A 23936-nucleotide genomic window follows, 5' to 3' on the forward strand; every position below is an offset into this window, starting at 1 on the left:
AGGAAGGCGCTGCCGTGCGGTGTGACGGCACGGACGGGCAATCCTCCTGCAACTGCCTCGCGGCCGAAGAGAAACAATCGTTCGCAGAGGACAAGTTCGTTCCGCCCTCATTCGCCGTGAGGTCCGACGCGCCGATACTGGCGCTGGAGGCGAATGAGGACGCTGCCACACCGCTTCCAAGACAGGCATCCGTAAGCCCGGAGCCGGCCGCCGATGCGCGGGCGCCATCTGCCGCGTCGCCGGCCGCTTCGGACAATATGAGGCCGGACACGCCGTCATCTACCGGGGACCACGGCGAGAGGGACGAGGCACCCGAAGGCGTGCTCACGCCGGGCCGTGGCGATTTCGACCGGGAAGGCCCCGGGAACGACATGCCGGCGGTCTCGCTGCCGTCCGCCCCGCTCATCGGAGTTGCTGCGCGAACGGATCCGGGTCCTTTGCACATACCGGCAATGCCTAACCCGCAGTCGCTCCGGCCCGCGCCGCCGATGGCGACTCGCGCAGCGCAGACGGTATCGCCGCCTTCTCAGACCGCATCGGGCCCAGCATCCTCCGGGGGCGCAAGCCAAGCGCCCGACATCGCAATGCCGTTCGCGTTGCCGGTGCGCGCCACACCATCGGACGCGGACCGGCGAACAGCCGGTCCGCCGCTGCCAGAGCCAGCGGCCGGCGGGGGCCCGGCAGGCCGCGTCGACACCCCGCCGGCGCCCGCCGGCTTTGGGCAACCACCGATGCCTTGGTCAGCATCCTTCCGGGCGCGCGAATCCGCGGCTGCAGTCCCGCCGCCTGAGGCCTCCGGGCTCGGCGCAGTTCGGGGCGCGGTTCCCGAGGCTGTTGACGCAGATCCAGATGAGCCGCGGATAACCGGGACGGCAGCCGGAGCGCGGGCCAGTACGGAACGGGCCGTCGCGCCGAGCCCGTCGCCTTCCGTCCAAGCGTCAATGACCACTGCCGCTCCGGTACCCCGATCCGGCAACGCGGCAGAGATCGGGACACCTGCGGCGACCGCGGCCGAGAAAACCGCACCGCCAAGCAGAACCGCCACGCCGGCCGAGGCGGCAGCACCAACGCCGGTCGGCGACCTGTCCGGCCCGAACCCCTCGGACAGTGCCTTCGGCGAACGCGTTTCAGACCTTGCGGCCCACGCGGCACAGGACCCTGCCCAAGGCGGCCGAGCAGCGGATCGAGCCGCACCGGCCGGGCCTGTGGCAATGCATCTGCCGCCGGGTCTTGGCCACCGTCTCGCTGACGCCATCACGAATTTCCCCGACGGTGCGGTCGAGTTGACCCTGTCACCGGAGGAACTCGGACGGGTCCGGATTTCCATGTCGAGCCAGGACGGAGCCCTGACGTTGAACGTGCAGGCCGACCGGCCAGAAACGGTTGAGTTGCTGCGGCGCCATATCGACATTCTGGCGCAGGATTTCCGCGAACTCGGCTTCTCGAATCTGGCCTTTTCATTCGGGCACGGTCAGGACCGGCCAGTCGCGACACAACGCGACTCCGAAGGCGATCCCGCCGATCTAGAGGCCGAGTCGGCATCTGCAGCCCACCGGGCGGAGGCGACAGGCATTTCGTCGCGCCAGAGCGACGCTGGCGGACTCGACCTCAGGCTGTGAAGGAATACGAAATGGACGCAGTCTCTCAGACAGGATCACAGGCGGCGGCACCCACGGCCCGCGCCAGAGAGCAGCACGGGACGCTGATCAACAGCGACTTCCAGACCTTCCTCGTGATGCTCACCACCCAGATGCAGAACCAGGACCCGCTGAACCCGATCGATTCCACCGATTACGCTGCCCAGTTGGCGACGTTCTCTGGCGTCGAGCAGCAGGTGAAGACCAACACGCTCCTGGAATCGCTTTCGTCTCAGCTCGGTCTCTCGGGCATGGCGCAGATGGCGTCCTGGGTCGGAATGGAGGCGCGAAGTGCGGCGCCAACCCTGTTCGACGGCGCCCCCCTGACGCTCTATCCGGCGCCCGAATCCGGCGCGGACCAGACCGTGCTTGTCGCCTACGATTCCCAGGGGCGCGAGGTGATGCGATCGCCGGCGCCGGCCTCGGACGAGCCGCTGGTCTGGGCCGGAACGGATTCGCGGGGCGGGCCTATGCCAGCGGGCCTCTACAGCTTCCGGCTCGAAAGCTACGCGGCCGGCGAGCCGCTGGGCATCTCCGATGTCGAAAGCTTCGCGCGCATTGCGGAGGTCCAGAACGGTCCGGACGGCCCGGTTGTGGTGCTGGATGGCGGCGCGGTGGTTTCGCCGCCTGACATCAAAGCGATGCGCGGCGCCGGGCCGCAGTGACGGCCGCCGCCGCACCGCGGCGCGCCGTGGTTATCGGTTCAGATCAACATCGCGAGCGCGAACCCGCCGCCCGCCAGCGCGGCGCCGAGCGTGATCAGCAGCGCCGTTTCCAGCGCCGGCCGCCGACGCGCGGGCTCCGCGCGTTCGGTCTGGTTGATCAGCATCGCCTCGGCGATCTGCGGCAGGCGAGGGCCGAACCGGCCGAGCACCCGCGCAGTGAGGACCAGGTCGCGGACCAGAGCCTTCGGGCCGACGCTCTCGCGGATGTAGCGCTCGACCACCGGCCTTGCGACCTGCCACATGTTCATGTTGGAATTGAGCGAGCGGGCGACGCCCTCGACGACGACCATCGTGCGCTGCAAGAGAATCAGCTCGGTCCGGGTCTGCATCCCGAACCGCTCGGTCACCTCGAAGAGGTAGGACAGAAGCCGCGCCATCGAGATCCGGCTCGCATCCATGCCGAAGATCGGCTCTCCCACGGCACGGAGCGCGCGGGCGAACTCGTCGATGTCGCGGTCCTGCGGGACGTAGCCCGCCTCGAAATGGACCTCGGCGACACGGCGGTAATCCTTGCGGATGAAGCCGATCAGGATCTCGGCATAGACCCGCCGGGTGTATTCGTCGATATGGCCCATGATGCCGAAATCATAGGCGATGATGTCACCGTTCGGCGCGACCTTGAGGTTGCCTTGGTGCATGTCGGCATGGAAATAGCCGTCGCGCAGCGCGTGGCTGAGGAAGAGCTGCAACACCCGCTCGGACAGTTCCACGCAGTCGTGGCCCGCCGCGCGGATCGCCGCGACATCGCCGAGCGGGATCCCCTCGGCCCAACCGAGCGTCATCACCCGCCGCGACGACAGGTCCCAATGCGGCGCGGGCACCTGGAAGCCTTCGTCCTTTTCGGTGTTGGCGGCGAATTCCGAGGCGGCAGAGCTTTCGAGCCGGAGATCCAGCTCGCCCATCACCACGCTCTCGAAATGGCTGATCACATCGGAGGGCCGGAGCCGCCGCGATCCCGGCAGCAGCAGCTCGATCAGTCCGGCAGCGAAATGGAAGGCGTCGATATCGCGCTGGAACGCGCGCTCGATCCCCGGGCGCAGCACCTTGACGGCCACTTCCTCGCCCCTGCCGGCGAGCCGGGCGCGGTGCACCTGCGCGATCGAGGCCGCCGCCACCGGCTCGGAAAATTCCGAGAATAGCGCATCCACCGGCTGGCCGAGCTCGGCCTCGACCGTCGCCTTGGCGACCGAGGTCGGGAAGGGCGGCAGCTTGTCCTGCAGGACACGGAGCTGGTTCGCGAGCTCCTCGCCGACCACGTCGGGCCGGGTCGAGAGCATCTGGCCGAACTTGATGTAGGCGGGTCCGAGTGCCGTCAGTGCCCGCGTCACCGGCGGCTCGGCCGGGTTGCCGCGATAGCCAAGCCACTTGAACGGCCAGCCGACGACGCGCGCGAGAAGCCGGAGCCGCGGCGGCGTTTCCATCGCCTCGAGCGCGATCTTCATCGCGCCGGTCCGCTCGAAGGTCGCGCCGGTACGGATCAGGCGCCAGAGATTATGGGGACCGCGCAATGCTCAGATCTTCCAGCCGGAATGGAGCGCCGCGACGCCCATCGTGAGGTTGCGGTACTTGACCTGCTCGAAGCCCGCGGCGCGGATCATCGCGGCGAAGCTCTCCTGGTCGGGGAACTTGCGGATCGACTCGACGAGGTACTGGTAGCTGTCGCGGTCGTTCGCGACGATCTGGCCCATCACCGGGATCACGTTGAAGGAATAGCGGTCATAGGCCCATTGCAGGCCCGGGTTCGGGATCTGGCTGAATTCGAGCACCATCAGCCGGCCGCCGGGCTTCAGCACGCGGTAAGCCTCCGACAGCGCGTCGGGAATGCGGGTGACGTTCCGGATCCCGAAGCTGATCGTGTAGCAGTCGAAGGTGTTCGCCTCGAACGGCAGCGCCATCGCGTCGCCCACGACCCAGGTGAGACGGTCAGCCATGTTCTCGGCATCGGCGCGTTTCTGGCCTTCGAGTAGCATCGACTCGGTCATGTCGAGCACGGTCGCGGTCGCGCCTTCGGCACGCTTGAGGTAGCGGAAGGCGATGTCGCCGGTCCCGCCCGCGACGTCAAGGAGCCGCGAGCCCGGACGCGGTGCGAGCCAGTCCATCATCGCGTCCTTCCAGAGCCGGTGGATTCCCGCGCTCATCAGGTCGTTCATGATGTCGTAGCGGTTGGCGACGCGGGTGAAGACGCCATGCACCATCCCGGCCTTGTCGCCCTCGGCGACGGTCTTGAACCCGAAATGGGTGGTGCGGGTATCGGTCTCGGTCATGGCCCCTTGCCGTTCCGTTGAACTCGCCCTTCTTATAGAAGCCTTGGCCGCAGAGACAATGCGGCGGAAAGGACACGAGGCGAAATGCCCGAACTGCCCGAAGTCGAAACCGTGCGCCGGGGGCTCGTGCCCGCGATGGAGGGGCGCGTGATCGAGCGCGCGCAGGTGAACCGCCCGGACCTGCGCTTTCCCTTCCCCGAACGGATGGCCGGGCGGCTGACCGGCGCGCGGGTTCTGGGGCTCAGGCGGCGCTCGAAATACATCCTCGCCGACCTTTCGACCGGCGAGACGCTCCTTGTCCATCTCGGCATGTCGGGACGGATGCTGATCTCGGGTGTGACGATCGGCGGCTTTCACCATGCCCATCCGCTGCCGGCAAAACACGACCATGTCGTCCTCGACATGGAGGGTGGCGCGCGCGTGACCTTCAACGACGCCCGCCGCTTCGGCGCGATGGACCTGATGGAGACGGCGGAGGCCGACGACCACTGGCTCCTGCGCGACATCGGCCCCGAGCCGCTCGGCAACCGTTTCGACGAGGACTACCTGGTTGCCCGGCTCAAGGGGCGGAGCACGCCGGTCAAGGCCGCGCTCCTCGACCAGAGGCTCGTGGCGGGGCTCGGCAACATCTATGTCTGCGAGGTCCTAAACCGCGCCCGGATCGACCCGCGCCGCAAGGCCGGGCAGATCGCGGCGGCGCGGGTCGCCGCGCTTGTCCCGATTGTGCGCGCGGTCCTCGGCGAGGCGATCGAGGCCGGCGGATCCTCCCTCAAGGACTACCGCCAGGCCGATGGCGAACTCGGCTATTTCCAGCATGCCTTCCGCGCCTATGACCGCGCGGGCGAGGCCTGCCGGAACGACAGCTGCACCGGCACGATCCGCCGAATCGTCCAGTCCGGACGTTCCACCTTCTACTGCCCCGCCTGCCAAAGATGACTTGATCCCGCCGGTCGGGCTGATAGGTGTTGCCATCAAAGCAGAACGAAAGGCCCCTCGCATGGCTTACGAGACCTTGATCGTCGAGATCGAAGACTACGTCGCGCTCATCCGCCTGAACCGGCCGGACGCGCTCAACGCGCTCAACGCGAAACTCCTCGACGAACTGGGCGACGCACTCGCCGCCGCGGACGCCAACGACAAGGTGCGCTGCATCGTCCTCACCGGGTCGGAAAAGGCCTTCGCGGCCGGCGCCGACATCAAGGAGATGTCGGAGAAGAGCTTCGTCGACGTCTTCACCAGCGACCTCTTCGGCGCAAATACCGAGCCGATGCTGCGCTGCCGCAAGCCGATCATCGCGGCCGTCGCGGGCTATGCGCTCGGCGGCGGCTGCGAGCTGGCGATGATGTGCGACTTCATCATCGCCGCCGACACCGCGAAATTCGGCCAGCCCGAGATCAATCTCGGCGTCGTCGCCGGAATCGGCGGCACCCAGCGGCTGACACGCTTCGTCGGCAAGGCAAAGTCGATGGACATGCACCTGACCGGGCGTTTCATGGACGCCGCCGAGGCCGAGCGTTCGGGTCTCGTCAGCCGCGTCGTGCCGGCCGCCAAGCTCCTGCCCGAGGCGATGGCCGCGGCCCGCAAGATCACCGAGAAATCCGCGCTCGCCACGATGGCGGTGAAGGAGGCGGTGAACCGCAGCTACGAGACGACGCTGCGCGAGGGCCTCCTATTCGAGCGGCGCCTCTTCCACGCGCTCTTCGCCACCGAGGACCAGAAGGAGGGCATGAGCGCCTTCCTCGAAAAGCGCCAGCCGCAGTTCCGCGACCGCTGAAACCTCTTTCCATTGCCCGCGTTTTCCCTTAAGGGAGCGCGGTCACATGCGCGTGGAGCCCGCTCAGGCTAGAATCGACCGGTTCACTGGGAACCCGGGTTCTGTCGCGTTATCGTATCGAAACAGACCCGGAAGTTGGGAAACCACATATGGCCAATACGCCCCAGTCCAAGAAGCGCGCCCGCCAGTCCGAGCGCCGTCAAGACGTCAACAAAGCCCGCCGTTCGCGGATTCGCACCTTCCTTCGGAAGGTCGAAGAGGCGATCGCCTCCGGCAACCAGGAATCGGCCGCAGCCGCTCTGCGCGCCGCCCAGCCGGAACTGGCCCGCGGCGTGACCAAGGGCGTCGTTCACAAGAACACCGCCGCGCGCAAAATGTCGCGCCTGGCCGCTCGCGTGAAGGCTCTGACCGCCTAAGGCCTTCAAAAGAATGAGAAATCGAAAGGCGCAGCCCCGGGCTGCGCCTTTTGCAATTTGCATCGCCAGCACGCCCCTGTGCCCCTTTTGCACGACCTGGCGGATTCGTTTCGGCAAAGCGTGAGTCAAGCGCGAAGTTCTGTTGCGGGGCCTTCGCCCGGCTTGCTAGCGTCAGCTTGCGATTCACATCGTCTTGGGGAGACATGCGGTAACCAGTGGGATCGGGCAGGCGCTGCACCTGCCTAGTCCCAGTGCGTGCGTCGATGTTTGCGGCGCGCGGGCTTGGTTCAAGGTGCGGACCGTCGGTCTGTGCTTCAGGCTCTTGTTGGGGGGCCGGGTCCGGCGGGATCTGGTTCTTATCCGATGCTGCCATGTCCATGATGCTTACGCCTCCGGCTGGAGGCGAGACGAAACCGGTAATCAGCCGGACGGCGGAGCGTTATCTACCCGGACGGACGCTGGGTCGACATGGGTGGAGGGGCCTGCGCTTCTGCGGCGCGGGACTTTGGTAAGAGACGTGAGAAAGCGAAAAATGATCGAAGATTCCTGGGGGCAGGTCCGAAATGAACTTCTCAAGTCCGTTGGCAAGAACAACTTCGCGTCCTGGATCGAGCCGCTGAAGCTCGACACGCTCGAGAACGGCATCGCCAGGTTCGAGGTCCCGACGAAGTTCATGCGCGACTGGGTGTCGCGCAATTTCGCCGAACAGATTCGCCAGCACCTGACCCGTGTCGGCGCCGAGGTCGAGCGGGTCGAGTTCCACGTCCCGACGCAGCGCGACGCCGCGCCCGCCAAGGCCGAGGCCAAGCCGAATCGTGCCTCGCGCAACGCTCCGCGCGCCGGCGACGATGCCGAGTTGCCCGGCGCGCCGCTCGACGCCCGCTTCACCTTCGACAGCTTTGTCGTCGGCAAGCCGAACGAGCTTGCCCACGCCGCCGCCCGCCGCGTCGCCGAGGGCGGCCCCGTGACCTTCAATCCGCTGTTCCTCTACGGCGGCGTCGGCCTCGGCAAGACCCACCTCATGCATGCCGTCGCCCACGAGCTGCAGACCCGCCAGCCCGATCTCCGCGTGCTCTACCTCTCGGCCGAGCAATTCATGTACCGTTTCGTGCAGGCGCTGCGCGAGAAGGAGATCATGGGCTTCAAGGAGATGTTCCGCTCGGTCGACGTGCTGATGGTCGATGACGTCCAGTTCATCGCCGGCAAGGAATCGACGCAGGAGGAATTCTTCCACACGTTCAACGCGCTCGTGGACCAGAACAAGCAGATCATCATCTCGGCCGACCGCGCGCCGGGTGAGATCAAGGATCTCGAGGAGCGGATCAAGAGCCGCCTGCAGTGCGGGCTTGTCGTCGACCTGCACCCGACCGACTACGAACTGCGGCTCGGCATCCTCCAGCAGAAGGCCGAGCAGTACCGCGGCCAGTATCCGGCGCTGAAGCTCGCGAACGGGGTGCTGGAATTCCTCGCCCACCGGATCACCACCAATGTCCGCGTTCTCGAGGGCGCGCTGACCCGGCTCTTCGCCTTCGCGAGCCTCGTCGGGCGCGAGATCACGCTCGACCTCGCGCAGGACTGCCTCGCCGACATCCTTCGCGCTTCCGACCGCAAGGTCACGATCGAGGAGATCCAGCGCAAGGTGGCCGAGCACTACAACATCCGGCTGTCCGACATGATCGGCCCGAAGCGGGTGCGCACCATTGCCCGTCCGCGGCAGGTGGCGATGTATCTCGCCAAGACGCTGACCACCCGGTCGCTGCCGGAGATCGGCCGCCGGTTCGGCGGGCGCGATCACACCACGATCATGCACGGGATCCGCAAGGTCGAGGAGCTGAAGACGACGGACAGCCAGCTCTCCGAGGATCTCAACATGCTGCGTCGGCTCCTGGAAGGCTGACAGCGCGCGAAGCGGCCTTGACCCTCTGTCCATTCCATCGGACAGTCCCGAAAATTCTTGAGCCTCGGGGGAAAGTTGCTAACTTTCCCCTCCCGGCGATCTCAAGGGGACGGATATGAAGATCAGTATCGAGCGCGCAACGCTTCTGAAAGCGGTGGGCCAGGCGCAGTCTGTCGTGGAGCGGCGCAACACGATCCCCATTCTCGCCAACGTTCTGATCGAGGCGGAAGGCAATACGGTGAGCTTCCGCGCCACCGACCTCGACATCGAGGTCGTGGACAAGGCCCCGGCCCAGGTCGAGCGCGCCGGCGCGACGACCGTCTCGGCGGTGATGCTGCACGAGATCGTGCGCAAGCTGCCCGACGGGGCGCTGGTGCAACTGACCGACGACAGCGCCGCGGGGCGGCTGACAGTCGAGGCAGGGCGGTCGACCTTCTCGCTCGCGACCCTGCCGAAAGAGGATTTCCCGGTGATGGCCTCGTCGGAATACACCGCGAATTTCTCGGCCCCCGCGCCGGTGCTGCGCCGGCTCTTCGACAAGTCGAAGTTCGCGATCTCGACCGAGGAGACGCGCTACTACCTCAACGGCGTCTACATGCATGTGGCGCAGGGCGAGGATGGCCAGGTCCTGCGCTGCGTTGCGACCGACGGTCACCGGCTGGCGCGGATCGACGCGGCCCTGCCGGAGGGCGCGTCGGCGATGCCGGGCGTGATCGTGCCCCGCAAGACGGTGGGCGAGCTCCGCAAGCTGCTCGACGATGACGAGACCCAGATCGCGGTCTCGGTCTCGGAGACCAAGGTCCGCTTCGCTGCACCGGCTATCACGCTGACCTCCAAGGTCATCGACGGCACCTTCCCCGACTATTCCCGCGTCATCCCGACCGGCAACACGCGGCGGCTCGAGGTCGATGCCCAGGAATTCGCCAAGGCGGTGGACCGGGTGGCGACGGTGTCCTCGGAGCGCTCGCGCGCGGTCAAGCTGCAGCTCGACGAGGACCGGCTGGTCCTCTCGGTCAACGCGCCGGATGCCGGCGCGGCCGAGGAGGAACTGGCAGTGGCTTACGGCGACGAGCGGCTGGAGATCGGTTTCAACGCCAAGTATCTCCTCGAGATCGCGAGCCAGGTCGACCGCGAGAACGCGGTGTTCCTGTTCAACTCCTCGGGCGATCCGACCCTGATGCGCGAGGGCAACGACACCTCGGCGGTCTATGTCGTAATGCCGATGCGGGTCTGATCCGGCTTCGCCGGAGCCTCCGGCGGGGATATTATTGGCAAGATGAAAGGCTGAGCGGTCTTGCCGGGGCTTGCCGTGACATTTCTGCTCCTGTCGCATTTCCGTTCGCACCGGCGGACGGAGATCGCGTTCGACGGCCGTCCGGTGGCGATCTTCGGGCCGAACGGGGCGGGCAAGACCAACATTCTCGAGGCGGTGTCGCTCCTGTCGCCGGGGCGGGGCTTGCGGCGCGCGACGCCCGATGAGATCGCGCGGCGGCCGGAGGCGCTCGGCTGGAAGCTGAGGGCGGAACTCCGGAGCCTGCACCAGGTCCACGAGGTCGAGACCTTCGCGGAACCGGGCGCGAGCCGGGCGGTCACGATCGACGGCAAGGCGGCGGCGCAGGCGGCCTTGGGGCGGATCGCCCGGATGCTCTGGCTGGTGCCGGCGATGGACCGGCTCTGGATCGAGGGGGCCGAGGGGCGGCGGCGGTTTCTCGACCGGATGACGCTCTCGTTCGAGCCCTCCCATGCCGAGGCGGTGCTCGCCTATGAAAAGGCGATGCGGGAGCGGAACCGGCTTCTACGGGACGAGGTGCGCGACGCGGGCTGGTACGCGGCACTCGAGGCGCAGATGGCCGAGGCGGGGGCGGCGATCCAAGCGAACCGTGCCGCCGCGGTGGCGCGGGTGACCGCCGCACAGGCGGGGGCGGAGACCGCCTTTCCGGTGGCGGATCTGACGATCCTCGGGCCGGAAGGAGATGATTTTCCCAATGGTGCCAGTGCGTTGGCTGAAGCTTATAGCGCCGGTCGGAGCCGCGACATGGCCGCGGGGCGCACTCTCATCGGACCGCACCGGGCCGATCTCGGCGCCGTCTATGCGGCCAAGGGCATGCCTGCCGCGCAGGCCTCGACCGGCGAGCAGAAGGCGTTGCTGATCTCGCTCATCCTTGCCAATGCCCGTGCGCTGGCCGAGGATTTCGGGGCGCCGCCGATCCTCCTGCTCGACGAGGTCTCGGCCCATCTCGATGCCGGGCGCCGCGCCGCGCTTTATGACGAGCTTTGTGCATTGGGCGCACAGGCCTTCCTGACCGGGACCGGGGCGGAACTGTTCGAGACGCTGGGCGCCCGGGCGCAGGCGTTCGAAGTGACCGACGACAGCGGGTTGTCGACCGTGAGAGAGAGGGATTTGTCATGACACCACAACGGGTTACGCTCATCACCCTCGGCGTCGACGACCTCGCCCGGTCGCGGGCCTTCTACGAGTCGCTCGGCTGGCATCCGGCCGAGGCGCAGGAGAACGTGGTCTTCTTCCAGATCCATGGCGCGGTGCTCGGTCTCTTCGGACGCGCGGCGCTGGCCGAGGATCAGGGGCGACCCGGTGTGCGGCTCGGGACCGGGGCGATGACGCTGGCGCAGAACTTTTCGAGCGAGGCGGAAGTGGGTGCGGCGTGGAGGGCGGCGGTCGCCGCCGGGGCCGAGGCACTCAAGAAGCCCGAGAAGGTGTTCTGGGGCGGCTATTCAGGCTATTACGCCGATCCCGACGGCCATGTCTGGGAGGTCGCGATGAATCCTTTCTGGCCGCTCGAAGAGGACGGATCGCTGAACATTTCCCGTGCAGCCGACGTGCCGTAAGCGTACAGCGCGCGTACCGACACCGGACGAAGATCGCCATGACCGTCACCCCCGCCTCCCTTCTCCTCTATGCCGGCGCGCTCGGCCTCCTGTGGCTGACGCCCGGGCCGGTCTGGGTCGCGCTCACCGCGCGCGCGCTGTCGGGTGGCTTCGCGAGCGCCTGGCCGCTCGCCGTCGGCGTCACCATCGGCGATCTCGTCTGGCCGCTGGTCGCGATCTTCGGGCTCGCCTGGGTCGTCGATCAGTTCGACCAGTTCATGACGGTCATGCGCTATGTCGCGGTCGTCGTTTTCGTCGTGATGGGCTGGCTCCTGATCCGCCACGCGGGCGAGCCGGTCTCGACCGACCGGCGGTTGACCCGGCCGGGGCGATGGGCGGGGTTCATGGCCGGGATCGCGGCGATCCTCGGCAACCCCAAGGCGGTCCTTTTCTACATGGGCGTGCTGCCGGGCTTCTTCGACCTGCGCCATGTGAGCGCGCCCGACATCGTGGCGATCGCGCTGGCCTCTATGACGGTGCCGCTGATTGGCAACCTCCTCCTGGCACTGCTGGTCGGCGAGGCGCGGAGCCTCTTGAAGTCGCCCCGCGCGCTCTGGCGGATCAACGTGACGGCGGGGGTGATGTTGATCGCGGTCGGGCTGGTGATCGGGCTGGTGGAGGTTTGAAGCCTGAGCCTTGACGGCCGCATCGAGCCCAGAGCGGTCATTCCCAAATTGCCGGTCGCGATTCCTGTTGCTACTTTCCGCCTGCCCATAGATGCAACGAATGATGAGTGTTCGTCTGCAGATGAATTGGAATGCGAGCAGCCGATTTCGAACGGTAGGCCGGGCTCATTGAGCTTTCTGCTTTTGCCGCGCTTTGTCGATGCAGCAAGCGGCGCTTCTCTATGGTCTTGGCATTGATGTATTTTCGTCGTTCGAGGATTGTTTTAGCCCATCCGTGGCAGATGTCGGTCGGGTGAGATTGCCCGGGCACCCTCTTAAAGGGTGCTGTCAGAGAAATGCGAACCAGTTTCCGCAAGGACAGAAACTGCGTTGGTTGAAAAGTACATTGGTGTCATTTCACAAGTTCCATGTGCATGATCTCGAAGGTGGCGCCACCCACCGCGTGAGAAGAAATTGAGCGGTGCAGCGCCACGAAGCCGTGCTTCTCGTAGAACCGCACGGCGTTCAGTGTAGCTTCCACGGTGATCGGACCAGAAAAGCCCTCCGATGCCTTGGCGATTCCCAGGGCTAGCAGGTGCGATCCCAGGCCCTGACCTGCGGCCTCCGGCAAGATGAACATTCGTGTCACCTCGCCAGGCACCGTATCGACGAACCCGACCGCCCTGCCATCCTCTCGCACCGCAACGAACATACGGCCATGCGATATGAGATTTTCATAGAACTCGGGGGTTCTTTCACCCATCCAGTTAATGATCTGCTGTTCCGAGTAGAAGTCTCCGGCCAGCCCTGCAACGGAATCGCGGGTGATCTCGAATACCGAGGCCCCGTCACCGGCGCGTGCAGGCCTTATCACCAGGTTGAGCGAAGCCATCTGCGGAGTCCTGAAGAGAACTATGCTCAGCGATGATGTGGAGGTTACTCTTGGGTCCGCACAGGAGCAATGGACTTGCGGTGACTAAGCCTCCTACAAATAGATGTTACGGACCGGAGGCTACCACAAAGTAGCGAATGCCGCCAACGACTGCTTCGTCCGCAAGACAGCCATCCGCATCAGGAAGGGAGGGTGACGCGACGGGGCAGACGAACTATGTTCCGCGCGCCGTGTTCGACCTCGCCCGCACCCCTAAATCTTGTGGCTTCGGCGTGACAATCCCCCCCGCAGCCCCTATAAGATGGGCAGCAAAAACCGGGGCGAGCGGGCATGACCGACGAGACGCAGAAGCCGAGCGAATACGGCGCCGATTCCATCAAGGTTCTCAAGGGCCTGGAGGCTGTTCGCAAGCGGCCCGGCATGTATATCGGCGACACCGACGACGGCTCGGGCCTGCACCACATGGTCTACGAGGTTGTCGACAACGGCATCGACGAGGCTCTGGCCGGTCACGCCGACTTCGTGCGGGTGCGGATTCACGCCGACAACTCGGTCTCGGTTCGCGACAACGGGCGGGGGATTCCGACCGACATGCACCCGACCGAGGGCGTCTCTGCCGCCGAGGTGATCATGACCCAGCTCCACGCCGGGGGGAAGTTCGACCAGAACAGCTACAAGGTCTCGGGCGGGCTTCACGGCGTCGGCGTCTCGGTCGTGAACGCGCTGTCGGACTGGCTGGAGCTTCGGATCTGGCGGAACGGCAAGGAGCATTACGCCAAGTTCGTGCATGGCGAGACCGCCGAGCCGCTGCGGGTCGTGGGCGATGCCGCGCCGGGCGAGAAGGGGACCGAGGTGCGGTTCCTCGCCGCGTCCAAGGTCAACGATCCGAACGGCACCTTCTCGAACCTCGACTATGTGTTCAAGACGCTGGAGACGCGGCTGCGCGAACTCGCCTTCCTAAATTCCGGCGTGAAGATCATCCTCGAGGACAATCGCGGCGCCGAATTGCAGCGCACGGAGCTTTTCTATGACGGCGGCGTGCGCGAGTTCGTGAAATATCTCGACCGTCACAAGACCTCGGCGATGCCCGAGCCGATCTTCATCACCGGCGAGCGCGGCGGCATCGGCGTCGAGGTCGCGATGTGGTGGAACGACAGCTACCACGAGACGGTGCTGCCGTTCACCAACAACATCCCCCAGCGCGACGGCGGCACGCATCTGGCGGGCTTCCGCGGCGCGCTGACGCGAACGATCAACGCCTATGCGCAATCCTCGGGCATCGCCAAGAGGGAGAAGGTCGACTTCACCGGCGACGACGCGCGCGAGGGGCTGACCTGTGTCTTGTCGGTCAAGGTGCCGGATCCGAAGTTCTCCTCGCAGACCAAGGACAAGCTGGTCAGTTCCGAGGTGCGGCCGGCGGTCGAGAACCTCGTGGGCGAGAAGCTCGGCGAGTGGTTCGAGGAGCATCCCGCCGAGGCCAAGGTGATCGTCGGCAAGATCATCGAGGCGGCCTTGGCGCGGGAGGCGGCGCGGAAGGCGCGCGAGCTTACGCGCAGGAAGACGGCGATGGATGTCGCCTCGCTGCCGGGCAAGCTCGCCGATTGCCAGGAGAAGGATCCGGCTTTGTCGGAACTGTTCCTCGTCGAGGGGGACTCGGCCGGCGGGTCGGCCAAGCAGGGGCGCGAGCGGAAGAACCAGGCGGTGTTGCCGCTCCGGGGCAAGATCCTCAACGTGGAGCGGGCGCGGTTCGACCGGATGCTCGGCTCGGAGCAGATCGGCACGCTGATCACCGCTCTGGGCACCGGGATCGGGCGCGACGAGTTCAACCTCGGCAAGCTGCGCTACCACAAGGTCATCATCATGACCGATGCCGACGTCGACGGCGCCCATATCCGGACGCTTCTGCTCACCTTCTTCTTCCGGCAGATGCCGGAGCTGATCGAGCACGGCCATCTCTTCATTGCCGAGCCGCCCCTTTACAAGGTCGCGCGCGGCAAGTCGGAGGTCTACCTCAAGGACCAGGCGGCCTTGGAGGATTACCTCATCCAGCAGGGCGTCGAGGGCGCGGTGCTGCGGCTCGGCACCGGCGAGGAAATCACCGGCGCCGATCTCTCCCGCGTGGTCGAGGAGGCGCGGGTGGTGCGGAAAAGCCTGATGGCCTTCCCGACGCATTACCCGATGCACATCCTCGAACAGGCGACGATCGCCGGCGCGCTGGTCGCGGGCCGGGTCGATGCCGATGCGCAGGGCGTGGCCGACGAGGTCTCGCGCCGGCTCGACGAGGTGGCGGTGGAATACGAGCGCGGCTGGCAGGGCCGTCCGACCCAGGACCACGGATTGAGGTTCTCGCGCTCGCTCAGGGGCGTCGAGGAGGTCCGCACGCTCGACGGCCAGATCCTGCGCTCGGGCGAGGCGCGGCGGCTCGCGACCCATACCGCGGCGTTGCAGGAGGTCTATGGCGGCATCGCGAAGCTGGTGCGCAAGGACCGCGAGCAGCTCATTCACGGGCCGATGGAGCTGCTGGCGGCGATCCTCGCCGAGGGCGAGAAAGGGCTGACGCTGCAACGCTACAAGGGCCTCGGAGAGATGAACCCCGAACAGCTCTGGGAAACCACGCTCGACCCCGCGGCGCGGGTGCTGAACCAGGTGAAGATCGACGACCTCGCGGAGGCTGACGACATCTTCACCAAGCTCATGGGCGACGTCGTGGAGCCACGGCGGGAGTTCATCCAGCAGAATGCGCTGAGCGTCGAGAATTTGGACTTCTGAGCCAATGTAGGTCCTATCGCGACCGAGTTCGGCGGTCGCAAGGATGTCTGTCCCGATCGGGTGGCCTGTTTCAGGGGTCAATACCCGTACTTCGCCGGGATCATTTCCAAGGCAGCGTCACCTTTGCATAAGGGGTGACGTGATACTGCAACGCCGACAGTCGCGCGCCGGCGACTTCCGGACAGGCACTGGAGCCAGCGGCCAACACCTCGGCTCCGTGCTCGACGGGTGGGTTCGTCGGGTCGCAAAGCGACCCAACTGAAGAGGCTCTTTTGCAAAGCGCATCCAGCAGGCGAACCGAGTGCAGCATCGGGCATGGGAGAGACACCAGCGCCTCGGCAACCCCTTCTTCGGCACTGTCCGCTTCATTGGCGGCGCGCCAGGCGCGATCCAACTGTTTGAATGTGATGACCAGCTGAGCGATGCTCTGCCCGGAATGGGCGATCGCGTTATCATGAAAGACGATCGCCGCCGCGACGCCCCAGGCTGGCCGGTCCGCGATGGCCAGTTTGCTGCCCAGTTGCCAGAGCGCGCCGTCATTTTCGCCATGAACCATGGCGGCCTCCCAGGCCGTGCGGGCAAGGGCGAGATCTGCGGCATCTCCACTGTTTTGATATGCCTCCAGGTGAAGCTGCGCCTCGATGCGTCGCAAGGACGGGTCGAACGGGTTGTCGGGCGCCAGTGCGGCAATATGGGCAAGGACCAAGTCTGATGTTTTTGCGCGCAAATCGGAACGCATGGTGAGCGAGGCGATCTGGTCAGCGATGATCACATAGGTTTGGAGGTCCGTCGTCGCGGGCAGCGCGCTGTGGTGCCATGCGATCAACTGGTCGGGCTGCCAAGTGGTCGGGTTCTCGGCAAATACAGCGTGTTTGGCGCGCGCCCAGTCAAGCTCCGGGTCGTCGATCTGCTTCAACGCCTCGGCCGCCGCCGCGTACACATCTCCGACAAGACTATGGCGCATGGCCGCTTCGACCACGCACCTGTCGACGCCGTAGTCGGCAATCAACCGCACAAGTGAAAAGCACAAGCCGACCGCGGTCCGCTCGCGATCGGGAGACCATCCCTGGGTCGCTGCGATAATGATCCGGATGCTATCGGCCTCCGGCGCTGACGCCATCATGAGGTCGAGCATCTCGCCGAACCTGCCTGGATCCGGAAACGCTTCACCCAAGCGGAACCAGGCATCCTGGGCGGGCGTATAGTCATCCGAAAGCGCGAGCGCCTCGCCGATGAGACGGCTGGCGTCTTCCCTTGCCGCGCTCCAGGCCGCCAAGCCGAACGGCGAAACCGGTTCGTGATAGCGTCTTTCCAGGTTGCCGGTCGCTTCCAATATCTTGATCGCCCGCCATGCTGCGGCCGTCGCGGCATAGACCGACTCCGGGTAGCTTTCTTTCCAGCGCATGATCACTGCTCCCCGTTCGGGGTGCGTGGTCTCAAACAGGCGCGCATGCACGTCGCGGAGAGTTCGTGCGCTACCGCCCTTGCGCTGCTCGTCGTGAAGGGCGCCCAGCGTTTGCTCCAGTCCCTGTATGTCACCGGCATCGAGAAGAGCGCGTACCTGCTCAACAGGTTCCTGCGCCAGAGACGGCTGCGCAAGCGCGAGGAGCAGCAAGGTCAGTGCAAAACGGATCATAGGTCACCTGAGAGGAAGTGCGAAACGGGTACCGGCTCGAATGCGAGTTCCTCGATCGGTGCTGTCCGCTCCCAGGCGCAGGCATCGGCGCTGGTCATGATGCGTTTAACCCCCATCGTGTCCTCAGTATTCCAAGCGGAGCCGTCGCAACCAGGATCGTCCGGCCGGTAGTCGCAGATATGTTCGTAAAGCCGCTGCGCGCGAAACATCGGGCACAGCACGACACCGTCGCCCAAATCCGACAATGTCGCCCAGGGTGGAAGCGGGTCGGATTCGCTCGCCAGTTTGTGCATCTGGCGGAGATAAACGAGATAGGATCCGAGCTCGGCAGGGCTATGATTGCTGTAGTAGATCTGATTGACCTTGTAGGGTCCGATCAGTGCGGGCCTGGCCGAATTCCCTTGATAGCCTTCCAGTCGCTCGCCCGCCCTCCAGGTCTCAGGCAGGTAGGCTCCGTGGACCAGCATCGCGCGCCACAGCTCGTTCGCTTCTTCCATCTGGTCGGGCCCGTCGCCTGGCCGCACCAAGTCGAACATCGAGGTTAGAATTCGGCCGAGGATACGATAGTTCTGCGGATCGTCCGGAAGCCGTTCTCTGAGTGTTTCCAGCAATGCCTCTTCGGCTTCGATCTCGAAGAAAGGCTGCTTGAACAGGAACGCAATCGTGCGCAGGGAGCTGTCGAAGTGGTCGATTGACACGTTGGGCCCCAGCGTAGCCATAAGGATCCGCATGGACTCTTCGGCCGCTTCTGGCTTTTCGCGCCATTCATTCAAGTATGCGTTCGCCCGAGCAAAGTCGAGAAAGTCGTCGTCACTCTGCTCAAGTGCCGCGAGTGCGCGTTGCCTCAGCTCGCCGCCATGTCTGCTGCCGAACGTAATGTAGATCAGGCAAGCTTCTTCATCGAACTCGGCAAGCCGGTCGATCGCATCCTTGCAGAGACTGAGTTGCTCTCCGAACCCGCCGCCCCACATTGGCGAGAGAGCCGTCAGCCCGAGCGTTAGGGTGTGGCGATCTGGCGCGACATCGAGCGCGTGATCAACAATCGCGGGCACCATGGCTTGGCCACCAAGGTACTGGGCGAGAACGATCGACAGATCGAGCGCCGGCACGAAGTTCGGATCCTCGGATAGAGCACGCCTGACCATGTCCTTCGACAGAAAAAGCTCTTCGCGATGTGCCGCCATGGCCTCACGAGATGTCCGCCCAACGAACTGCGTCCCCCGGTACAAGTCCGCACGGTGGAAGTGTGTCCAGGCAAGGGCGGCCGCGGCAAAGGGCGAGTCCGGATATGCTGCGAGCCAGGCCCCTTGCTGCGCGAAGCGGTCGCTATTCGCCGTTACAAACAACGCCCCATAGAAATCGCGCAATTCGGAGAAGTCGCGCGTCTCAAGCGCCGTTTCACTCAATCCACCGATGATGGATTCGACTGTCGCGAAATCACCCGCCGCCAGACCTTGACGCGCGTCATTAACCGATGTCTGAGCCCCCGCCGGTGCGGTAACAAGTAAAAGTACCAAAATGGCGATTGAATGAAATCGCTCCACAATTACCTCGCGAATGCACTCACCACTACTCGCCTCAAAAGCTCCGATTGAATCGTGGCAAATGTGTGGCGGCAGCGAGGGACGTTCGCCAGGGCGTTGTTGCGCAATTCGCGCTTTAGGCGTGACTTCCCCTTTCCCCGATCTGGTCAGGCCACGCGGACGATTTCGGCGGTGCGGAAACCTCCCGGGAACCGTGGATGATACAGCCAGCTACATGCGGTCGGTTCCTGACCTGCTCCTCGATTGGCCAGGAGGCTTCGGCAGGGAAGTGATACGGCGCTGGAAGCACTCTTCGAGGAAGGGACAGACAGCATCGCAGCGCCTTGGCCGATGGTATCAGCAACTCTTCTCGTTCTCCGGCCCCGCATGCGAAGGTGCTGCAGGAGCGTGTTGTGTCGACGGTCGCCACGAACTTCGGGAACCCCTATGCGCAGAGGGGAAACATCCTCGACGAGCGCTGGATTTCAGCCGCCGAAGCGGCTCGGCGCCTGGGTGTACGAGCCGAGCGGGCTGTCGCCGCCGTCGCGGCGTACCTCGCCAGCGCAAAGCGGTTGGGGTGCCTTGCTGATATGCGCTCCGGGGTGCGAAAGGCGGACATTCGCTGCCGAGATTACGAACGGCCGAATTGGTGTCGTCTGCAGACTGGCGGCTGATAATGTGGGATCTCAAAAAGGGCGCACCCGCTAATACTGAGCGTCCGCTATGGATACCGGCGAGCGAAGCCGCGAGGCAGATTGGTATCCGCGCGGAGCGTCTTGTTTCGGCGGTGTCGGCGCGAGGTCGAGGGTCGCGTGTCCCGGAAGGGGATCGGCCATCGTCATAGCTCGGTGCGCGAGTCCGTCATTCGGGAGATTCAGCTCAACCGGCGTGATTATCTCACTGGCCTCGAAACGGGCGAGATGCTTGGCCTGTCGAAGAACCAGTTTCGGCTCTTTGTGGCCGCCGGGCTGCACCAGTCCTACGCTCCATCCGATCGCCCGGCGTTGACCGATGGCCCCTATCGTCGGTCCGAGATCCGTACGCTCGTCTACCGGATCATCGGGCGCGCGCAACCGTCCGATGACGACACGATCGCTTCCACGAGATCAATCTGCGTCGCACGACGGACCGAAAGGCGATCCTGGCCGCCGACAATGCCATCGCGACGGGGAAACTGCGCTGCGTACCGCCGAGGGAGATCGCACGCCTCGGTGATCTCCGTTTTCCCGCGCGCGATGCGCTCGCTATCACGACATCGGTTTCTCGGCATGTCATCCTGACCGCCAACGATGTTGCTGCGGCGATCGGTTGCAAGGCGCAGTGCGTTGCGCATCGGTGCAAGGAAGGTCTCTTTGCCGCAGACTGCCGGGAAACAGCGGGCAAGATCACATTCGCGCCCTCACCGGATTCCTGTCACGCTACACCCCGCTTTCCGTTCTGGCGCGACAGATGTCGACGTCTTCACAGCATCTGAAGAAGCGGTTGATCGATGCGGGCCTCGTACTGCCCGGCAGTTTCCTCGACGGCGCCGTTCGCAGGGGGCCACCTTGTGAGAATCGTCGATCTGACGAAGTCTATGACCGCGCAAGCGGTGAGCAAAGGGAGCATGCGATGCTGCCCTTGTCGGCTGCTATCGTGGCGCATCGCGCAAAACTCCCGCAATGGGTGGTCACAGACCTGACCGTCAAGCGTCAGGAGCAGCATTGTGAGCCGGGACAGCAGATTTCTTAGCCCGATCTTGCGGCATGCACCGGAGCGGATCGGCCTGCAACTCGACAAGAACGGGTGGGTGTCGATCGACAGTTTGTTACGCGATATGAAGCAGTCTGGACAGCCGCTTACGAGAGGGCCGCTCGATGAGATCATTACGACGAGTGACAAGCAGCGTTTCACGCTGTCTGACGACGGTTTGAGGTCAAGGGCTGCCCAAGATCATTCGATCAAGGTCGATCTCGATCTGCCGCCCGCAGAGCCTCCGGAGGTTCTCTGTCGCGGAACCGCGCGGGCAAATCTCGACCGGATCATTGCCGAGGCTTGCTGCCGGGGCAGCGGCGTCATGTCCACCTGTCACTCGACCCCGAGACCGCCGGCGCCGTCGGGCGGCCTCATGGCAAGCCCACGGTATCACGTGTAGAGGCCGGCAGGATGCATCGAGACGGCCGTGTATTCTTCCTGGCCGACAACGGCGTCTGGATCACTGGAAATGTTCCGGCGGTGTACCTGACGTTCGGGATCGCATGAGGTCGACAACGCGCAGGTTCATCCGATCAGCGTCGCCCATTCCAGGCCGAAGCGCTGAAGATACTTCCTGAGGCGGTCGGCGTCGTTTGTAGTCTTGCGTTGCTTGCGCGAGACGGAGAACAGTTGACGGCCGGCATCGCTCAGGCTGGAGGAGCGTCGGCAAGTGCGGACAACTTCCGAAAGCTGCGCGCGGTCGAAAGGGTCGATGGCGGCTGCGGCGTCACCGAGGATATCTGCGAGCAGGCGATAATCGTCGTCCGCATCGGCACCCTGCCAGCCCTCCCGGAGGCCCTCAATCTCCTCCTCGACCATTGCGCGGGTGATCCGGCCGCGCGGGGCGAGGGTGCAGAGCCGGCGGATCGAACTGCCGAAGTCGCGGAAATTGCCGGGCCAGAGCGTGGCGGGATCGCGGGCAAAGCGCAGGTATAGGTCGCGCGCATCGGTGTTGAACCCGACCTGCGCGGCAAGCTCGCGTTCGGCACGAGCGAGTTCGTAGATCAGGTTCGCCTCGATATCCTCGCGACGCTCTCGCAGGGCGGGCAAGCGAAAGCGCCACATGTTGAGCCGCGCCAGAAGGTCGGGGCGGAACCGGCCCTCGGCCGTCAGCCGCACCGGATCGCGGCTGGTGCCGGCGATGACCTGGAAGCGGCTCGTGACTTCGTGATCGGAACCGAGCGATAGTAACGCCCAGTCTCGATCGCATGGAGAAGGGCGGCCTGTTCGTCCATCCCCAGTTCGTCGATCTCGTCGAGAAAGAGCACTCCACCGCTCGCCTCGTGCAGAAGCCCGCCGCGCTCGCTCCCCGCCTGCCCGGTATGGCTACGCCTTTGCCCGAAGAGCGTCGCCAGCGCCAAGCTGCCGCGCAGGGTGGCGCAGTTGATCTGCACAAGACGCCCATTCACCCGCCGCCTTTGCAGCTTCAGTTCGTAGATCCGCTGCGCCAGTTCGGTCTTACCGGTGCCGCTTTCGCCTAATAGCAGGATCGGCGCATCGGACGTGCCCGCGACCAGTTCGGTCCGGTCGATGACAGCGTTGTAGGCCGGGCTCTTCGTCTCGATCCCGCCTTTCAGCAAGTCGCTGTATTCTGTGGATCAGCATGCAAAATTGACTCCCATCTTGGGGTGATCGGCGTCCAAAAGTGACCCCCCTGATATTTCTGATCAGAAGCTTCCTCAAAGACATGAGGGAGCAGTCAGGGGATGTTGGTTGTGGAGACGATCGCGAAGATCAGGCGCGCGCATTTCGTCGAGGGCAAGTCGATCAAGCAGATCTGCCGCGAGTTGCGGTTGCCGCGGAACACGGTGCGGAAAGTCATCAGATCGGGCGCGACCGAGTTCACCTATGACCGCACGACGCAGCCGCGTCCGAAGATTGATCCCTGGCGGTCCGAACTGGATGACATGCTGGCCGAGAATGCCCGACGGCCGAAGCGGGAACGCCTGACGCTGATCCGGGTCTACGAGGAGCTGCGCAACCGCGGCTACGGCGGCGGTTATGATGCGGTGCGGCGCTACGCGGCCAGGTGGTCGAAGGCGACACAGGAGGCGTCGGCCAGCGCCTATGTCCCGTTGAGCTTCGATCCGGGCGAAGCCTACCAGTTCGATTGGAGCCATGAGATCGTGATCTCTCGACGGCGTGACCACGACGGTCAAGGTCGCCCATGTCCGTCTCTGCCACAGCCGTATGCCGTTTGTGCGGGCCTATCCCCGCGAGACCCAGGAGATGGTGTTCGACGCGCACGACAGGGCCTTCGCGTTCTTCGTGGAGCCTGCGCCCGGGGCATCTACGACAACATGAAGACGGCGGTGGACACGATCTTCGTTGGTAAGCATCGCGCCTACAATCGCCGGTTCCAGCAGATGTGCGGGCACTATCTGGTCGAGCCGCCGTCCATTGGGCTTGAACCAATGGCGCCACAATGAACGGCCCTGCACCCCGGCTTCGGGTTGGGAGAAGGGCCAGGTCGAGGACCAGGTGGGCGTGCTCCGGCGGCGGTTCTTCGTGCCCCGGCCGAAGTTCAGATCCTATAGCGAACTGAACGCCTAGCTTGAGGACCGATGCGTCGCCTATGTCAAGGCGAACCGGCACCCCGACGTCCCAGACAAGCCGATCTGGGAAGTGTTCGAAGCCGAGCGGTCGAGCCTGGTGCCTTATGTCGGCCCGTTCGACGGATTCCATGCCGTCCCGGCGTCGGTGTCCAAAACCTGCCTCGTGCGCTTCGACAAGAACCGCTACTCGGTCGACGCCCGTGCGGTTGGTCGGCCCGTAGAGATCAGAGCCTATGCCGACAGGCTGGAATGCTGGCAGGATGGTCAGGTCGTGGGCCGGCACGATCGGGCCTTCGGCCGCGACAAGACGATCTACGATCGACTCCATTACATCCCGGTTCTGACGCGCAAGCCCGGCGCACTGCGCAACGGGGCGCCGTTCAAGGACTGGGATCTGCCAGCGGCCCTGAGGCGTGTGCAGCGCAAGCTGGAACGCCAGCCTGGTGGTGATCGACAGGTGGTCGAGATACTCGGGGCCGTGCTCATTGATGGGCTGGACGCCGTCGAAGCCGCCTGCGCCGAGGCCCTGTCTCACAACGTCCATTCCGCCGGCGTCGTTCTGAACATCCTGGCGCGCCATCGCGAGCCGCCGCCGCCGCTGACAATCGCGACGCCGGATGCGC

General features: G+C 65.0%; 19 protein-coding genes and 3 pseudogenes. 14 read left to right on the top strand and 8 right to left on the bottom strand.

Annotated elements, in window-relative coordinates; genetic code table 11:
• Positions 1 to 941: 941 nt before the first annotated feature.
• Together OEZ60_RS18305 and OEZ60_RS18310 are read left to right on the top strand one after the other, a co-directional pair.
• Positions 942 to 1619 (top strand): flagellar hook-length control protein FliK, encoded by a 678-nt coding sequence (locus OEZ60_RS18305; protein WP_263339353.1) that lies wholly within the window; start codon positions 942 to 944, stop codon positions 1617 to 1619.
• A gap of 11 nt (positions 1620 to 1630) precedes the next feature.
• Positions 1631 to 2302: a flagellar hook capping FlgD N-terminal domain-containing protein gene (locus tag OEZ60_RS18310; RefSeq protein WP_263339356.1), complete on the top strand. Its 672-nt coding sequence runs from the start codon at positions 1631 to 1633 to the stop codon at positions 2300 to 2302.
• Positions 2303 to 2340: 38 nt separating this feature from the next.
• Here the strand turns inward: OEZ60_RS18310 and ubiB are convergent, their stop codons facing one another.
• Together ubiB and ubiE are read right to left on the bottom strand one after the other, a co-directional pair.
• On the bottom strand, positions 2341 to 3870 hold the full coding sequence (gene ubiB, locus OEZ60_RS18315; protein ID WP_263339359.1) for a 2-polyprenylphenol 6-hydroxylase: 1530 nt from the start codon (positions 3868 to 3870) through the stop codon (positions 2341 to 2343).
• Between the two features lie 3 nt (positions 3871 to 3873).
• Positions 3874 to 4626, bottom strand: a complete 753-nt coding sequence (ubiE, locus tag OEZ60_RS18320; protein ID WP_263339362.1) for a bifunctional demethylmenaquinone methyltransferase/2-methoxy-6-polyprenyl-1,4-benzoquinol methylase UbiE — start codon at positions 4624 to 4626, stop codon at positions 3874 to 3876.
• A gap of 84 nt (positions 4627 to 4710) precedes the next feature.
• Here ubiE and mutM point away from each other — a divergent pair, with 84 nt between their 5' ends.
• The 8 genes from mutM to OEZ60_RS18360 all read left to right on the top strand — a co-directional run bounded on the left by mutM (position 4711) and on the right by OEZ60_RS18360 (position 12225).
• The gene (mutM, locus tag OEZ60_RS18325) at positions 4711 to 5562 is read left to right on the top strand and encodes a bifunctional DNA-formamidopyrimidine glycosylase/DNA-(apurinic or apyrimidinic site) lyase (RefSeq protein WP_263339365.1); all 852 of its coding nucleotides are present in this window, start codon (positions 4711 to 4713) and stop codon (positions 5560 to 5562) included.
• A 61-nt stretch (positions 5563 to 5623) separates the two neighbouring features.
• The gene (locus tag OEZ60_RS18330; protein ID WP_263339368.1) at positions 5624 to 6400 is read left to right on the top strand and encodes an enoyl-CoA hydratase; all 777 of its coding nucleotides are present in this window, start codon (positions 5624 to 5626) and stop codon (positions 6398 to 6400) included.
• A 149-nt stretch (positions 6401 to 6549) separates the two neighbouring features.
• Complete coding sequence (rpsT, locus tag OEZ60_RS18335; RefSeq protein ID WP_263339370.1) at positions 6550 to 6816, top strand: 30S ribosomal protein S20; 267 nt, start codon at positions 6550 to 6552, stop codon at positions 6814 to 6816.
• A gap of 532 nt (positions 6817 to 7348) precedes the next feature.
• Entirely contained in the window at positions 7349 to 8713 is a 1365-nt protein-coding gene (gene dnaA / locus OEZ60_RS18340) for a chromosomal replication initiator protein DnaA (protein ID WP_263339372.1), read from the top strand.
• Positions 8714 to 8828: 115 nt separating this feature from the next.
• The gene (gene dnaN, locus OEZ60_RS18345) at positions 8829 to 9947 is read left to right on the top strand and encodes a DNA polymerase III subunit beta (RefSeq protein WP_263339374.1); all 1119 of its coding nucleotides are present in this window, start codon (positions 8829 to 8831) and stop codon (positions 9945 to 9947) included.
• 60 nt (positions 9948 to 10007) lie between these two features.
• Positions 10008 to 11123, top strand: a complete 1116-nt coding sequence (gene recF / locus OEZ60_RS18350; protein ID WP_263339376.1) for a DNA replication/repair protein RecF — start codon at positions 10008 to 10010, stop codon at positions 11121 to 11123.
• Positions 11120 to 11560: a VOC family protein gene (locus tag OEZ60_RS18355; protein WP_263339379.1), complete on the top strand. Its 441-nt coding sequence runs from the start codon at positions 11120 to 11122 to the stop codon at positions 11558 to 11560. Before recF ends, OEZ60_RS18355 begins: the two co-directional genes overlap by 4 nt.
• A 38-nt stretch (positions 11561 to 11598) precedes the next feature.
• On the top strand, positions 11599 to 12225 hold the full coding sequence (locus OEZ60_RS18360; RefSeq protein ID WP_263339381.1) for a LysE family translocator: 627 nt from the start codon (positions 11599 to 11601) through the stop codon (positions 12223 to 12225).
• Positions 12226 to 12616: 391 nt separating this feature from the next.
• Here the strand turns inward: OEZ60_RS18360 and OEZ60_RS18365 are convergent, their stop codons facing one another.
• Complete coding sequence (locus OEZ60_RS18365; RefSeq protein WP_263339384.1) at positions 12617 to 13096, bottom strand: GNAT family N-acetyltransferase; 480 nt, start codon at positions 13094 to 13096, stop codon at positions 12617 to 12619.
• A 330-nt stretch (positions 13097 to 13426) separates the two neighbouring features.
• Here OEZ60_RS18365 and gyrB point away from each other — a divergent pair, with 330 nt between their 5' ends.
• The gene (gene gyrB, locus OEZ60_RS18370; protein ID WP_263339385.1) at positions 13427 to 15865 is read left to right on the top strand and encodes a DNA topoisomerase (ATP-hydrolyzing) subunit B; all 2439 of its coding nucleotides are present in this window, start codon (positions 13427 to 13429) and stop codon (positions 15863 to 15865) included.
• A gap of 100 nt (positions 15866 to 15965) precedes the next feature.
• Here gyrB and OEZ60_RS18375 read toward each other — a convergent pair whose 3' ends face one another.
• The 3 genes from OEZ60_RS18375 to OEZ60_RS18385 all read right to left on the bottom strand — a co-directional run bounded on the left by OEZ60_RS18375 (position 15966) and on the right by OEZ60_RS18385 (position 20357).
• Entirely contained in the window at positions 15966 to 17501 is a 1536-nt protein-coding gene (locus OEZ60_RS18375) for a hypothetical protein (RefSeq protein ID WP_263339387.1), read from the bottom strand.
• Complete coding sequence (locus OEZ60_RS18380; protein WP_263339390.1) at positions 17498 to 19045, bottom strand: hypothetical protein; 1548 nt, start codon at positions 19043 to 19045, stop codon at positions 17498 to 17500. Before OEZ60_RS18380 ends, OEZ60_RS18375 begins: the two co-directional genes overlap by 4 nt.
• Positions 19046 to 20072: 1027 nt before the next feature.
• Entirely contained in the window at positions 20073 to 20357 is a 285-nt protein-coding gene (locus tag OEZ60_RS18385; RefSeq protein WP_263339392.1) for a hypothetical protein, read from the bottom strand.
• 116 nt (positions 20358 to 20473) lie between these two features.
• Here OEZ60_RS18385 and OEZ60_RS18390 point away from each other — a divergent pair, with 116 nt between their 5' ends.
• Both OEZ60_RS18390 and OEZ60_RS18395 read left to right on the top strand, forming a co-directional pair.
• Positions 20474 to 20755 carry a hypothetical protein gene (locus tag OEZ60_RS18390; protein ID WP_263339394.1) on the top strand — a complete coding sequence of 94 codons (282 nt, stop codon included), beginning with the start codon at positions 20474 to 20476 and terminating at the stop codon, positions 20753 to 20755.
• Positions 20730 to 21265 (top strand): annotated as a pseudogene (locus OEZ60_RS18395) (RNA 2'-phosphotransferase). Before OEZ60_RS18390 ends, OEZ60_RS18395 begins: the two are co-directional and overlap by 26 nt.
• An 18-nt stretch (positions 21266 to 21283) precedes the next feature.
• Here the strand turns inward: OEZ60_RS18395 and OEZ60_RS18400 are convergent.
• Positions 21284 to 21877, bottom strand: a complete 594-nt coding sequence (locus OEZ60_RS18400) for a hypothetical protein (RefSeq protein ID WP_263339400.1) — start codon at positions 21875 to 21877, stop codon at positions 21284 to 21286.
• Positions 21878 to 22338 (bottom strand): annotated as a pseudogene (locus OEZ60_RS18405) (sigma 54-interacting transcriptional regulator); the annotation flags it as partial. It lies immediately after the preceding gene.
• A 126-nt stretch (positions 22339 to 22464) separates the two neighbouring features.
• On the opposite strand from OEZ60_RS18405, the pseudogene istA reads away from it, so the two are divergent.
• Positions 22465 to 23936 (top strand): annotated as a pseudogene (gene istA, locus OEZ60_RS18410) (IS21 family transposase); the annotation flags it as partial.

It is taken from the genome of Albidovulum salinarum (assembly GCF_025673475.1).
In the GTDB taxonomy this organism is placed as follows: Bacteria; Pseudomonadota; Alphaproteobacteria; order Rhodobacterales; family Rhodobacteraceae; genus Albidovulum; species Albidovulum salinarum.

Bases quoted from the DNA above. Each gene is read 5' to 3' on its own strand.
- OEZ60_RS18305 (WP_263339353.1), top strand. From the start codon at position 942: ATGACCACTGCCGCTCCGGTACCCCGATCCGGCAACGCGGCAGAGATC.
- OEZ60_RS18310 (WP_263339356.1), top strand. From the start codon at position 1,631: ATGGACGCAGTCTCTCAGACAGGATCACAGGCGGCGGCACCCACGGCC.
- ubiE (WP_263339362.1), bottom strand. From the start codon at position 4,626: ATGACCGAGACCGATACCCGCACCACCCATTTCGGGTTCAAGACCGTC.
- mutM (WP_263339365.1), top strand. From the start codon at position 4,711: ATGCCCGAACTGCCCGAAGTCGAAACCGTGCGCCGGGGGCTCGTGCCC.
- OEZ60_RS18330 (WP_263339368.1), top strand. From the start codon at position 5,624: ATGGCTTACGAGACCTTGATCGTCGAGATCGAAGACTACGTCGCGCTC.
- rpsT (WP_263339370.1), top strand. From the start codon at position 6,550: ATGGCCAATACGCCCCAGTCCAAGAAGCGCGCCCGCCAGTCCGAGCGC.
- dnaA (WP_263339372.1), top strand. From the start codon at position 7,349: ATGATCGAAGATTCCTGGGGGCAGGTCCGAAATGAACTTCTCAAGTCC.
- dnaN (WP_263339374.1), top strand. From the start codon at position 8,829: ATGAAGATCAGTATCGAGCGCGCAACGCTTCTGAAAGCGGTGGGCCAG.
- OEZ60_RS18355 (WP_263339379.1), top strand. From the start codon at position 11,120: ATGACACCACAACGGGTTACGCTCATCACCCTCGGCGTCGACGACCTC.
- OEZ60_RS18360 (WP_263339381.1), top strand. From the start codon at position 11,599: ATGACCGTCACCCCCGCCTCCCTTCTCCTCTATGCCGGCGCGCTCGGC.
- OEZ60_RS18365 (WP_263339384.1), bottom strand. From the start codon at position 13,096: ATGGCTTCGCTCAACCTGGTGATAAGGCCTGCACGCGCCGGTGACGGG.
- gyrB (WP_263339385.1), top strand. From the start codon at position 13,427: ATGACCGACGAGACGCAGAAGCCGAGCGAATACGGCGCCGATTCCATC.
- OEZ60_RS18375 (WP_263339387.1), bottom strand. From the start codon at position 17,501: ATGATCCGTTTTGCACTGACCTTGCTGCTCCTCGCGCTTGCGCAGCCG.
- OEZ60_RS18385 (WP_263339392.1), bottom strand. From the start codon at position 20,357: ATGCGCAACGCACTGCGCCTTGCAACCGATCGCCGCAGCAACATCGTT.
- OEZ60_RS18390 (WP_263339394.1), top strand. From the start codon at position 20,474: ATGTCGACGTCTTCACAGCATCTGAAGAAGCGGTTGATCGATGCGGGC.